This window comes from Acidovorax sp. AC410, assembly GCF_979253235.1.
On the sequence record NZ_CEEDCG010000001.1, the window covers coordinates 2,004,279 to 2,016,618 of the forward strand.

At 67.1% G+C, this 12,340-nt stretch carries 12 protein-coding genes; 3 read left to right on the forward strand and 9 right to left on the reverse strand.

From position 1 onward, the window contains the following. Positions 1-112 precede the first annotated feature (112 nt). Entirely contained in the window at positions 113-523 is a 411-nt protein-coding gene (locus AC0IZS_RS09285; protein WP_471635377.1) for a hypothetical protein, read from the reverse strand. Between the two features lie 76 nt (positions 524-599). Next, complete coding sequence (locus AC0IZS_RS09290; RefSeq protein WP_471635378.1) at positions 600-1,103, reverse strand: DUF2199 domain-containing protein; 504 nt, start codon at positions 1,101-1,103, stop codon at positions 600-602. 115 nt (positions 1,104-1,218) lie between these two features. On the opposite strand from AC0IZS_RS09290, the gene AC0IZS_RS09295 reads away from it, so the two are divergent. Together AC0IZS_RS09295 and AC0IZS_RS09300 are read left to right on the forward strand one after the other, a co-directional pair. Further along, positions 1,219-1,689 (forward strand): BON domain-containing protein, encoded by a 471-nt coding sequence (locus tag AC0IZS_RS09295; RefSeq protein ID WP_471639490.1) that lies wholly within the window; start codon positions 1,219-1,221, stop codon positions 1,687-1,689. Positions 1,690-2,112: 423 nt separating this feature from the next. Continuing rightward, a complete protein-coding gene (locus AC0IZS_RS09300) occupies positions 2,113-3,699 on the forward strand; it encodes an ABC transporter substrate-binding protein (protein ID WP_471635379.1) in 1,587 nt (528 codons plus the stop codon). 20 nt (positions 3,700-3,719) lie between these two features. Here the strand turns inward: AC0IZS_RS09300 and AC0IZS_RS09305 are convergent, their stop codons facing one another. The 7 genes from AC0IZS_RS09305 to AC0IZS_RS09335 form a co-directional block, all read right to left on the reverse strand. Next, entirely contained in the window at positions 3,720-5,189 is a 1,470-nt protein-coding gene (locus AC0IZS_RS09305) for a M81 family metallopeptidase (protein ID WP_471635380.1), read from the reverse strand. Next, on the reverse strand, positions 5,186-6,439 hold the full coding sequence (locus AC0IZS_RS09310) for a Zn-dependent hydrolase (RefSeq protein ID WP_471635381.1): 1,254 nt from the start codon (positions 6,437-6,439) through the stop codon (positions 5,186-5,188). The genes AC0IZS_RS09305 and AC0IZS_RS09310 overlap by 4 nt, the downstream gene beginning before the upstream one ends. A gap of 41 nt (positions 6,440-6,480) precedes the next feature. Beyond that, positions 6,481-7,185: an ABC transporter ATP-binding protein gene (locus tag AC0IZS_RS09315; RefSeq protein ID WP_471635382.1), complete on the reverse strand. Its 705-nt coding sequence runs from the start codon at positions 7,183-7,185 to the stop codon at positions 6,481-6,483. Beyond that, positions 7,182-7,964 (reverse strand): ABC transporter ATP-binding protein, encoded by a 783-nt coding sequence (locus AC0IZS_RS09320; RefSeq protein ID WP_471635383.1) that lies wholly within the window; start codon positions 7,962-7,964, stop codon positions 7,182-7,184. The genes AC0IZS_RS09315 and AC0IZS_RS09320 overlap by 4 nt, the downstream gene beginning before the upstream one ends. After that, entirely contained in the window at positions 7,961-8,959 is a 999-nt protein-coding gene (locus AC0IZS_RS09325; RefSeq protein WP_471635384.1) for a branched-chain amino acid ABC transporter permease, read from the reverse strand. The genes AC0IZS_RS09320 and AC0IZS_RS09325 overlap by 4 nt, the downstream gene beginning before the upstream one ends. An 8-nt stretch (positions 8,960-8,967) precedes the next feature. Next, positions 8,968-9,828, reverse strand: coding sequence for a branched-chain amino acid ABC transporter permease (locus AC0IZS_RS09330; RefSeq protein WP_057266805.1), 861 nt, complete (start codon positions 9,826-9,828; stop codon positions 8,968-8,970). Between the two features lie 199 nt (positions 9,829-10,027). Continuing rightward, the gene (locus AC0IZS_RS09335) at positions 10,028-11,233 is read right to left on the reverse strand and encodes an ABC transporter substrate-binding protein (RefSeq protein ID WP_471635385.1); all 1,206 of its coding nucleotides are present in this window, start codon (positions 11,231-11,233) and stop codon (positions 10,028-10,030) included. Positions 11,234-11,492: 259 nt separating this feature from the next. On the opposite strand from AC0IZS_RS09335, the gene AC0IZS_RS09340 reads away from it, so the two are divergent. After that, positions 11,493-12,338: a FadR/GntR family transcriptional regulator gene (locus AC0IZS_RS09340; protein ID WP_471635386.1), complete on the forward strand. Its 846-nt coding sequence runs from the start codon at positions 11,493-11,495 to the stop codon at positions 12,336-12,338. Positions 12,339-12,340 lie beyond the last annotated feature (2 nt).

The following is a 12,340-nucleotide window of genomic DNA, read 5'->3' on the forward strand; positions in this document are numbered from 1 at the left end:
GTGGCCGGGCTTTTCATCCTAAGCGCAGGAAGGCGCGCATCGGCTGGGGGGCGGGCAAGTCGCTGCGCTGTCCTACATCCGGGGCGAGCCAAAGCACATGGATTGAAACGGGCTACTTGAGAGCCTCGCGGCCATACTCGAACACTTGGTCGTGGTGCCATCGAAGCAGGAGGTCCCCGCTCTCTGTGAAGACGTCCACGTCGTCGCTGGAGGGATAACAGAAGTCATTCCAGTAAGTGACCAGCACGGGCCAGGGCAGTGAGACGGCGGTGTCCTTGTCCCAGACGGCAACCACACGCCCCGCCGGCTGGGGACGGCTGGCCAGCCATTCTCGCGTCATTTGCACATCTTCCGTTGCGTGATGTCGCAGTGCGCCCGGCCCCAAGCGCTTGGGCGCTGCCGCGCAGAGCAACGCTGCTCTTTCAGGCGGGAGCGGACGCAGCGTGGACAGCACTTCATCTGCAAGCTTGGCGTGGGAAGCCTGCGTCCACCTCCATGACAAGGGAAAGGTGGCGATATCCATGTACTCTGGTCCTCCAACCGGATGGGGGACGTCTGCCGATGCATATCTCAAGCTCAGAGGGTCGAGGCCCTTCGGATCAACCATGGAAAGCAGCCTCCGCGATCTGCTGAACACGGGCCATGGTGATGCCCTCCCGTTGCTCCACCGCCAGCGGGTGGTCCGTAGGTTCCAGCGTGATGAGGGGGCGCTGTCCCAGGGGCATGGTCTGCACGTTAGTCTTCAGGCTCAGCGTGCCAGGCGCGTAGCCGGGCAGGGCGCTTTGCAGCCAGCCGAAACAGGCTGGCTCGGCCTCGCGACCTTCGCTCTCCCACAGCTCGCAGCTGCGCACAAAATTCGCCTCGCTCAGGGACACCCATGCGAGCCAGACGAAAGAATCGTCTCCGTCGACGACGGGCAGCAGGATCCGGCCGAGGATGAAAAAATGCTGCCCATCGATGACGCACTGGTCCGACGACAGGGCCACCCGCGCTTCACGCTCTGCTTCGGGTACCGAGAACCACAGCTCCGGTGCAGGGGCGCCCAGGCACATCGGTATGCTGTCGTGGGTCTGGCCGCAGGTTGCGCAAAGGAATCCGGTCATGGGAACGCGTTCATTCGTTGGTGGAGCAGGGGCTGTGCCGAAAGGAGGGCATCCGATGAAAGGCATTTTCACATTCCATGGAGTTCGGCAGTGCACCCTGGCACTGGCCGTTGCCATGGTATCGGGCGTTTTTGCGCAAAGCCCCGTGCCGCAGGCGCCCGTCGCCCGCACCAACGCCTTCAATGACCCCTTCGCACAGGTGACCTCGGCCATCGCGGCCTGTCCCGTGCCCGAGGGCCCGCTCTACACCGAGGCCGAGGTGCGCGAACTGGCCCATGTGCGCTCGCAGCACGGCGGCAGCTGCCACCGTGTGGGACGTTGCCGGCTGCCCAACTCCTACCTCTACGACGCCGAGATCATTCCGCGCGTGCAGCGCTATCTCCGCGAGGACGGGCGCTTTGGCGATACCAGCGTGTGGGTGCTGGGTGAGCGGCGCCTGGTCACGTTGATGGGCTGCGTGCAGTCCGCCGAGCAGGCGCGGGCGCTGGAAAAGGCCGTGGAGCTGGTGGACGACGTGATGGGCGTGATCAACCTGCTGCAGGTAGGCACCGAACGGGGCGCAGCGCGCTACCCTCTTGCCAGGTAGACAAATACCCCAGTTGCAGTGTTTGCGCAATCGGCCCTGACGCGCAATTGCGCTGCCCAACCACACCGCCCGGACGGGGGCTTTTGCGCGCGCGCGTCCTGCTGCATATTGCCGGTTCCTAGAACGTGTTTACGATCTTTTCGGGGCCGCGTTGGAGCGCAATCGGGATGAGTGGATGCTTCGGATGCGCCGCATGGGCTTGTGCCCATGCAAGCAACTGGGGCGTCCAATCGCCCGATTTCGCTCCAACCCTTCGGGCAAGTGCCTTGCCGGGCGGTCTGCGGCGTTGCGGCGCTTGCCGATAGCACGGGCTATCGGCTGCGCACCGCGCCTTGCATCCCATCCCGGCAAGGTACTTGCGCGGTCCCGAAAAGATCGTAAACACGTTCTTACAACCATTCCTGTTTTGCAAAGGAAACCCCCATGCACTTCAAGCACTCCCTGCTCGCGGCCGCCACCCTGGCCCTGGCAGCCATCGCCCCCCACGCATCGGCAAAACCGTTCAAGTGGGCCGGGTCCACCGACATCCAGACCATGGACATCCACTCCCAGAACAGCGCCCTGGGCAACGGCATCCATGCCGCGGTGTACGAGTCGCTGGTGATGTTCAATAGCCGCACGCTCAAGGTCGAGCCGCTCTTGGCCACGTCCTGGCAGCAGGTCAGCCCCACGCAGCTGCGCGTGAAGCTGCGCCAGGGCGTGAAGTTCAGCGACGGCTCCACCATGTCCGCGGACGACGTGGTGTTTTCGCTGCAGCGCGCGATGAGCAAGAGCTCCACCTACGCCATCTACACCCAGGGCATGGACCGCATCGCCAAGGTGGACGGCGAGACCATCGATATCTTTCTGAAGAACCCCAACCCGGTGCTGCTCAACCAGCTGACCGAGCTGCGCGTGATGAGCAAGGCCTGGTCCGAGAAGAACAACGCCGTCGAGCCCAAGGACATCAAGTCCAAGGACGAGACCTTCTCGCACCGCAATGCCATGGGCACCGGGCCCTTCGTGCTCAAGGAGTGGGTGCCCGACCAGAAGCTGGTGTTTGCCGCCAACCCGCAGTGGTGGAACGCCGGCAAGAGCGAGGGCAACGTCACCGAGATCGTCTACACGCCCATCAAGTCCGAGGCCACGCGCATCGCGGCCCTGCTCTCGGGCGAAGTGGACATGGTGCGCGACACCGGCCTGCAGGACCTGGAGCGGCTCAGGGCCAACCCCAGCATCAAGGTCATGGAGATGGTCGAGAACCGCACCGTCTACCTGGCCCTGGACCAGTTCCGCGACGAGCTGCCAGGCAGCAGCATCAAGGGCAAAAACCCGCTCAAGGATCTGCGCGTGCGCAAGGCGCTGTACCAGGCCATCGACGTGGCCGCGCTGCAGCGCGTGACCATGCGCGGCATGTCCAAGCCCACGGGGGCCATGGTTTCGCCGCTGGTCAACGGCTGGACGGAGGGCGTGGACAAGCGCCTGCCCTACGACGCCAGTGCCGCCAAGGCGCTGCTGGCCGATGCGGGTTACAAGGACGGCTTCGAGGTCGACTTTGCTTGCAGCAACAACGCCATCATCCAGGACGAGAACCTGTGCCAGGCCATCACCTCGATGTGGGCACGCGTGGGCGTCAAGGCCAAGCTGCGCACCCTGCCGTCCGTGACCTACTACCCCATGGCCCAGCGGCATGAGGCCAGCATCGCGCTGCTCAGCTGGGGTGTGCCGACCTTCGACGCGCTGTACACCCTGCAGTCGCTCACGCGCACCAAGACCACGGGCGGCGACGGCAACTACAACCTGGGCCGCTACAGCAACGAGCGCATGGACTACGTCGTGGACCGCGTGAAGACCGAGATCGACCAGCCTGTGCGCAACCGCCTGCTGACCGAAGGCCTGCAGCTGCAGAACGACACGGTGGCCAACATCCCCCTGCACAACCAGATGCTGGCCTGGGCGATGAAGAAGAACGTCGAGCTGGTGCAGCGCCCCGACAATCGCATCGACTGGCGTTTAATCAAGGTGAACTGACCTGTGCCCCCGGTGTTCCATCAAACCGCGTCGAGCGGGAACACCGGCCGGCGCACGTTCTTGAACGGGAACAGTGCGTAGTTGGAGCTGGTCACGCCCGTGGGGCTGTCGCATTCGACCAGCGCGTGCGACAGTGGCACGAACACCGGGCGGCAGTACATGCGCGACTTGAGCAGCACGAAGCGGTGCGCCGTGGGGTCCACCCCCACGCACGAGAACACGCCCAGGTCCCAGGGCTCATGGGTCTTTTCGGTCACCACGATCTGCGCGGCACCGGTGTCGAACAGCACGGTGCGTCCCATGGCGCAGCGTTGCCCGGTGTAGATGGGGCCGGTCACGGTGTACTCGCCGTCGCTGATGGTGCGCACCGTGCCGGTCAGCGCCACGGGCTCCTTGGCCACATTGAGCTGGGTGAGCGGCACCTTGTTGCCCAGGTACACGGTGCGCTGCGCGCCCACGCCGGCCGCCACGAGCTCGGCCACCGCCTCGGGGTCGCACAGCGGGCCCACGGCGATGTCCGACAGGCCCTCGGCGAGCGCGGCCTGCAAGACATCCATGGAGTCGCAGGTGCCGCCGGACATGCAGTTGTCGCTGTGGTCCAGCAGCAGCACCGGGCGCTCAGCGCCCTGCGCCAGCGTCTGTGCGCGCTGCAGCGACTGCACCAGCGGCTCGCTGTCGTAGACGAACTCGGCGCGTTCCTGCCAGATGGTGGCGGCAATGCGGTCGGCTGCGGCCTGGGCGGCTTCGGGCGCGTCGGCGCGGCCGGTGACGACCACGCTCATGAACGGGGTCTCGATGTCGGCCAGCGAGAACCCCGCGAACACCGAGACGGCGTGTACGCCCCCGGCCTCGGCCGCACGCGCTGCGTCCACCGCGCGCAGCATGGCGCCCTGCAGCGTGGTGCTGCGCAGGGTGTGGCCCATCATGGGCAGCTGGTGCCAGCGCACGCTGTAGCGTGCCTGGCCCTGCAACATGGCCAGCAGCAGGCGGCCCGCGTGTTCGCCGGTCTCGTACATGTCGATGTGCGGGTAGGTCTTGAAGCCCACCATCACATCGGCGTTGGCGACCATCTTGGGCGTGATGTTGCCGTGCAGGTCCAGCGCTACGCCAATGGGCACGCCGGGCGCCGCAGCGCGCACGCGTTCGAGCAGGTCGCCCTCGCCGTCGGGGCTGTTCTCGGCCACCATGGCGCCATGCAGGTCGAGCAGGATGGCATCGCAGCCCGGCGCTGCCTCCACGATGCGGCGGGTCAGTTCGTCGTAGGCAGCGGCATGCACCGGGCCGCTGGGGTTGGAGGTGGCCGACACCGGCGTGACCAGCGTGGCGCCCAGGCCCCGGGCCAGGTCGATGAAGGCTGCCATGGCCGTGCGCATGCCCAGGTTGTCGCGCAGGGCATCTTCGCCGTAGGTGGGCGAAAACGCCTCCAGCGGCGTGGGCACGGGCGAGAAGGTGTTGGTCTCGTGGTTCAGGCGGGCGATGAGGATCTTCATGCGGCCACCACCTGGGCGCTGCGCAGCATGGCCTGCAGCAATACGTTGCAGCCGGCCTCCAGGTGCTCGGGCTCGGCGTCCTCGATCTCGTTGTGGCTGATGCCGTCGGCGCAGGGCACGAAGACCATGGCCGTGGGTGCCAGCCGTGCCAGGTAAACGGCGTCGTGCCCGGCACCGCTGACCACGTCCATGGCGGTGTAGCCCAGGGCCTGCGCGTCGCTGCGCACGCCCGCCACCAGCGCGGGCGCAAATGGCTGCGGCGGGAAGTACACCACCTGCTCCACCGCGATGGGTGTGCGGTGGGCCGTGCCGATGCGCTCGCAGGCGGCGCGCAACGCGGCGTCCATCTGCAGCAGCACGGCGTCGTCGGCGGCGCGCAGGTCCACCGTCATGCGCACGCTGCCGGGGATCACGTTGCGCGAACTCGGGAACACCTCCAGCACGCCCACCGTGCCGCGGGCATGCGGCGCGTGATCGAATGCGATGCGGTTGACCTCGGCCACCAGCGTGCTGGCGGCGAGCAGCGCATCGCGGCGCAGCGCCATGGGCGTGGGGCCGGCATGCGCCTCCATGCCCTGCACCGTCACGTCGTACCAGCGCTGGCCCAGGGCACCCTGCACCACGCCGATCACGCAGCCATTGGCCTCCAGCACCGGGCCCTGCTCGATGTGCGCCTCGAAATACGCGCCCACGGGCGGCGTGGGGCCGCTTTCGCCGGCATAGCCGATGGCGGCCAGTGCCTCGGCCACACTGGTGCCCTGCGCGTCGCGCTGGGCCAGCGCATGGTCGAGCGTGAAGGCGCCGGCGAAAACGCCCGAGCCCATCATCACCGGCACGAAGCGCGAGCCTTCCTCATTGGTCCACACGGCCACCTCGATGGGGGCTTCGGTCACGATACCGTGGTCGTTCAGGGTGCGCACCACCTCGATACCGGCCAGCACGCCATAGTTGCCGTCGAACTTGCCGCCCGTGGGCTGGGTGTCGATGTGGCTGCCGGTCATCACCGGGGGCAGGGCATCGTTGCGCCCCGCGCGGCGCGCGAAGATATTGCCGATGGCATCCACGCGCACGCTGCAGCCGGCCTCGCGCGCCCAGCGCACGAACAGGTCGCGGCCTTCGCCGTCCAGCGCGGTCAGGGCCAGGCGGCACACGCCGCCCTTGGGCGTGGCGCCGATCTGCGCCAGGTCCATCAGCGATTGCCACAGGCGCGCGCCGTTCACGCGCGGCAGCAGGGCAGAGGAGTTGGTCATCATGTTCACGGTAAGAGATTCCTGAAAAATGGGGCGGGGCGCTACGCGAGGCCCACGCCGAGGTAGCGGTCCTTGATGGCGTCGTCGGCCAGGAAGGCGGCGTTGTCTGCCTCATGCACGATGGCGCCCTGTTCGATCACGTAGTGCCGGTCGGCCAACTGGGTGCAGACCTCCAGGTTCTGCTCTACCAGCAGGATGGCCACGCCGGCGGCCTTGATGGTCTTGAGCTGCACCACGATCTCCTCGACGATCACGGGCGCCAGGCCTTCCACGGGCTCGTCCAGCATCAACAGGCGCGGCGCATTCATGAGCGCCCGGCCGATGGCCAGCATCTGCTGCTCGCCGCCCGACAACTGACCGCCGCCGTTGCCGCGCCGCTCCTTGAGGCGCGGAAAGATGCGGTAGACGTCCGGCAACTGCCAGGGCGAGCGCTTGCGCTGGCCCAGCAGCAGGTTCTCTTCCACCGTGAGCAGCTTGAAGATGCCGCGGTGCTCGGGCACCAGGCACACGCCGCGCTGGGCGATGGCGTGCGTGGCCAGGCCTTGCACCTCCTCGCCCGCAAAGCGCACGCGGCCCTGGGTGGGTGGCACCACCCCGCAGATGCTCTTGAGCGTGGTGGTCTTGCCCGCGCCGTTGCGCCCGAGCAGGGTGACCAGCTCGCCGTCGCCCACGCGCAGGTCCACGCCCTGCAGCACATGGCTCTTGCCGTAGTGGGCGTGCAAGCCCTGGATGTCGAGGATCGTCATGCCGCCTTGCCCCCCGTGATCATGTTGCCCAGGTAGGCGCTGCGCACCCGGTCGTCGCTGCGGATCGCGTGCGGATGCCCTTCGGCCAGCACGCGGCCCTGCTGCATCACCGTCACGGTGTCGGAGATGTCCATCACGATGTTCATGTTGTGCTCGATCAGTACCACGGTGTGCTCGTCCTTGAGGCCCTGGATCAGCCGCTTCATGTCGTCGAGGTCGTCGATGCCCATGCCCGAGGTCGGCTCGTCCAGGAAGATCGCCTTGGGCCGCGCCGCCAGCGCCATGCCCACCTCCAACCGGCGCTGCTGGCCGTGCGAGAGGTTGCCCACCGGCGTGTCGGCATGGCGCTCCAGGCCCAGGCGGGCCAATACGCTGGCCACCACCTCGGCCTGCGAGCGCGCACCCTGGGGCGCATGCCAGCAGTTGAGTGCATGGCGCGGTGCCGTGCCCTGGGCCGCCAGGCGCAGGTTCTCGCGCACGGGCAGGGTCAGGAACAGGCTCGTCACCTGGAACGAGCGCGCCATGCCGCGCTGCACGCGCTTGTGGTCGGGCTCGTGTGTCACGTCGTGCCCGTCGAACACGATGCGCCCGCCGCTCACGGCCTTGGTGCCCGTGAGCATGTGGAACAGCGTGGTCTTGCCGGCGCCGTTGGGGCCGATGACCGAATGGACCGTATTGGCGCGCACCTTGAGGTCCACGCCCGCGAGGGCTGCGAACTTGTCGTAGCGCTTTTCCACGCCCACGGCTTCGAGCAGGATTGGAGAGGCTGCGGTGTTCATGCCTGGCCTCCTTGCGTGCTGGCGTCGGCCTTGCCAGCGCGGCCCTTGCCGCGCAGCAGGTTCCAGGCCGACTCGCCCAGGCCCCACAGGCCGCGCTGCATACCCAGGCTCACCACCATCAGCACCACGCCCAGGATCAGCAGCCAGCGCGGCCACAGGGTGGACAGCCAGTCGCCCAGCAGCAGGTAGAAGGCCGAGCCCAGCAGCGAGGCCAGCAGGTTGCCCGTGCCGCCGATCACCGTCATCACCAGGATCATCTCGCTGGTGTGGTATTCGGCATTGGCCAGCGGGGCGATGCCGGTCATCATCGCGTGCAGCGCGCCGGCCAGGCCGGTCACCGCGCCCGAGATCACGAAGGCCTGCAGCTTGAGCAGGCGCAGGTTGTAGCCGATGGCGCCTGCGCGCTCCTCGTTGTCGCGCACCGCCAGCAGCGTGCGCCCGAAGACCGATGCCGACACCTTCTGCAGCAGCCAGAAGGCCACCAGGAACACCGTGGCCACGAAGCCGTAGTACTGCCAGGGCGAGACCAGCGGCCACAGCGTGAAGCCGCCCACGGCCAGCGAGGGGCGCGGAATGTCCATCAGCCCGTTGTCGCCGCCCGTGATGCCGGGCATGGAGTAGGCGAGAAAGTAGAACATCTGCGCGAAGGCCAGGGTCAGCATCACGAAGTAGGTGCCACGCTGGCGGATGGCCACCCAGCCGACGATGGCCGCACCCAGCGCGCCCATCACCACGGCGAGCGCCAGGGCCAGCGGCATGGGCAGGGGCCAGCGCGTGAGCGTGAGGGCAATGGTGTAGCTGCCCAGCCCGAAGAAGATGCCCTGCCCGAAGGACAGCAGCCCGGTGTGGCCCAGCAGCAGGTTGCAGCCCATGGCGGCCAGGCCATAGATCAGCACCTCGCTGGCCAGCGAGCCCGATTGCATGGTCAGCGGCATCACCAGCACCACGGCCAGGGCCAGCAGCAGGTGGAAATTTTTGCGCAGAAGTGTCGTCATGGTGGGGTTCATCCTTTGCGGCCCAGCAGGCCATGCGGGCGCAGCAGCAGCACGGCGGCCATGGCGATGTAGATCATCAGCCGCGCCCCCTCGGGCCACACGGTGCTCATCACGCTCTGCACGATGCCGATCAGCAGGCCGCCGATCAGCGCGCCGGCAAAGCTGCCCATGCCCCCGACCACCACCACGATGAAGGCCACGCCCAGCGCCTCGATGCCCATGAAGGGCTCGGCCCCGCGCATCGGGGCGGCGAGCACGCCGGCAATCGCCGCGGTGGCCGCGCCCAGCGCGAACACCAGGCTGAAGATGCGGAACACGTTGATCCCGAGCAGCGACACCATCTCGGTCGACTCGCTGCCCGCGCGCACCGCGCTGCCCAGGCGCGTGCCTTCGAGCACGTACCACAGGCCCACGGCCAGCACCGCGGTGAAGCCGATCACGAACAGGCGGTACTTGGGGTAGACGATGCCGCCCCACATGACCACGCCCTGCAGCAGGTCGGGCACCGGCACGCTGTCGCCCAGCGGGCCCCACTGCAGGATCACCAGCTCCTGGATGGCCAGGGCCAGGCCCACGGTGACGAGGATGTGGAACTCGTGCGGCTTGGCGTACACATGGCGCAGCACGAGCTTCTCGGTGAGCCAGCCCAGCGCGCCCACGAGCACGGGCACCACGGCCAGGGCCAGCCAGAAGCTCAGCCCCCAGCGCGTCATCTGGAAGCAGAAGTAGGCGCCCAGCAGGTAGAAGGCCCCGTGCGCGAAGTTCACGAAGCGCAGCAGGCCGAACACGATGGACAGGCCGACCGCCAGCAGGAAGTACAGCATGCCGATGCCGATCCCGTTGATGGCCTGTAGCAGGTAGATGTTCATGGGCGAGGTGAGAGGGGGGATGGACTTGCGGCGCGCAGGCACGGCCCGCAAAGAGGTGGCTTCAATGGCGAGGGCGGCCAGGAACTTTGGCGTTCTCGCGGATTTGCGCTCGGCCAGATAACTAGGCAGTGAGCCGCAGGCCGTGCGCTAGCACGGCAAGGCTCTCCAACGACGTTAGCTGGTCGAACGCAAATCCGTATCAGGCGAGCTTGCAGCCGGTCTGGTCGAGGGGCAGGAAGGACTTGCCCGAACTGACCACGTCCACGTAGTCGTCCTTGTTGGCCATCTTCGCCTTGGCCTTGCCCTTGAGCAGGTAGTAGTTCTTGAGCACCTGGTGGTCGCCCTTGCGGATCTCTTCATCACCCGTCAGGCCCTGGTACTTCATGCCTTCCATGGCGGCGATCACCGCCTTGGGCTCCACCGTGCCGGCCTTGATGATGCCGTCGATCATGAGCTTGGTGCAGATGTACGAGCCCGCCAGGCTGTAGTTGGGGTTGGACTTGAACTTGTCGTTGCTGCGCTTGACCAGGTCCAGGTTGAGCGGGGCATTGGCCGTGTGCCAGTACTGCGCGCCAAAGTACACGCCCTCGCACAGGTCGGCGCCCAGCGACTCGAACTGCTCCAGCCCCGAGGCCCAGGCCACCAGGATGGTCATGTTCTTGTGCATGCCGAAGCTCACGGCCTGGCGCAGCGCGTCGGACGACTGCGAGCCGAAGTTGAGCAGCACCAGCACGTCGGGCTTGGCGGCCATGGCATTGGTCAGGTAGCCGCTGAACTCCTTCTCGGTCAGCGAGTGGTAGCTGTTGCCCACGTGCTCCAGGCCCTTTTCCTTGAAGATGTTCTTGGCGGCCGACAGCAGGCCGTCGCCGAACACGTACTGCGGCGTGATGGTGTACCAGCGCTTGGCCTTGGGCAAGGCCTCGGCCAGGGGGCGCACCGTCTGCTCGATGGCGCCGAAGGTGGGCACCGACCAGCGGAAGGTGGCGGCATTGCAGTCCTTGCCGGTGATCTCGTCGGCGCCGGCGGTGGTGATGAAGATGCCGCCGGCCTTCTCAGCCTCCTTGCCCATGGCCAGCGATTCGGACGACAGGATGCCGCCCGCGAAGAAGCGCGTGCCCTGCTGCTGCGAGGACTCCTGCACCTTGCGCACGGCCGTGGCGGGCTTGCCTTCGGTGTCCAGCACCGTGTAGGCCAGGGGGCGCTTGAGGACCGTGCCGTACTGCTCGATGGCCAGCTTCATGCCCAGGTCCGCGAACTTGCCGTTGGCCGCGAACGCACCCGACATGGGCACCGGGCAGCCGAACTGGATGGCGCCGCTGGCCTGCGCCCAGGCGCTGCCGGCCAGGCCCAGCGATGCGGGCAGTGCGCCCAGGGCAGAGAGTTGCAAGAGATGGCGACGGTGCATGGGGGCTCCTGTGGAGGGGTTGAGGCCGGGTGGCCGAAAGCGGGGCACGGCTTGTGCAAAGCACATGGCGTGCCATCGCTGCAGAGCGTCGTTTGCGCTCATTTCTGCTATTTATAGTGATAAATAGAATAAACACCGTGCGTGGAAACCCTGCATCCCTACCGCCGCCCCCATGCGGTGCATACACTGCACCATGGGCGGTACTTCGCCGCGCGGATGCACCGCCGTGGCTGCCGACCGACCAACGACAATCCCATCCATGCCAACCAAACCGTCCGCACAGAAGCCGCTCAAAGCCCTCAAGCGCCCCGACCTGGTGGCGCAGGAAATCAAGCGCCTGATCACCGAGAAGAACCTGAGCCCGGGCGACCGCCTGCCGCGCGAGAGCGAGCTGCAGGCGCAGTTCGAGGTCAGCAAGGGCACCATCCGCGAGGCCCTGAAGTCGCTGGAGGTGCAGGGGCTGGTGACCATCTCCACCGGCCCCTCGGGCGGCGGCACCATCGCCGAGGTGCCGCTGGACCGCACCCTGCAGTTCATGCAGAACTACCTGTTCTTCCAGGAAGTGACCATCGACAACATCTACGCCGTGCGCCAGTTCCTGGAGCCCGAGCTGGCCGCCGGCGCCGTGCCGCACCTGACCGAGGCCGACTTCGAGGCGCTGGAGCATTCCATCGCCTGCTGCGACCCGGCGTCGAGCAGCGAGGACATGCTCAGCCAGCGGCGCGAGGACGTGAACTTCCACGACATCCTGGCCGCGGCCAACCCGAACCCCTTCTTGCGCTTCAACTGCGAGCTGATCAACGAAATGCTGCGCCAGCTCATCGTCTACGGCAACCGCACGCCCAAGGCCGAGCACCGGCGCTTTGGCGAGGTCAACGCCAACTTCCACCGCGAGATCGTGCAGGCCGCGCGCGCGCGCGACGTGGAAACCGTGCGCACGCTGATGGCGCGCCACATGCAGGACGCCGCCAGCAGCGTCAAGCGCATGAAGGGGCGCATCCAGGGCCGGCTGATCCTGGACGCCGACACCCTGCGCAGCCCGCGCTCGGCCCATGTGCGGCCCAAAGCCGCCGCCAAGACGACCAAGCCGAAAGCTGGCGAGTAGGA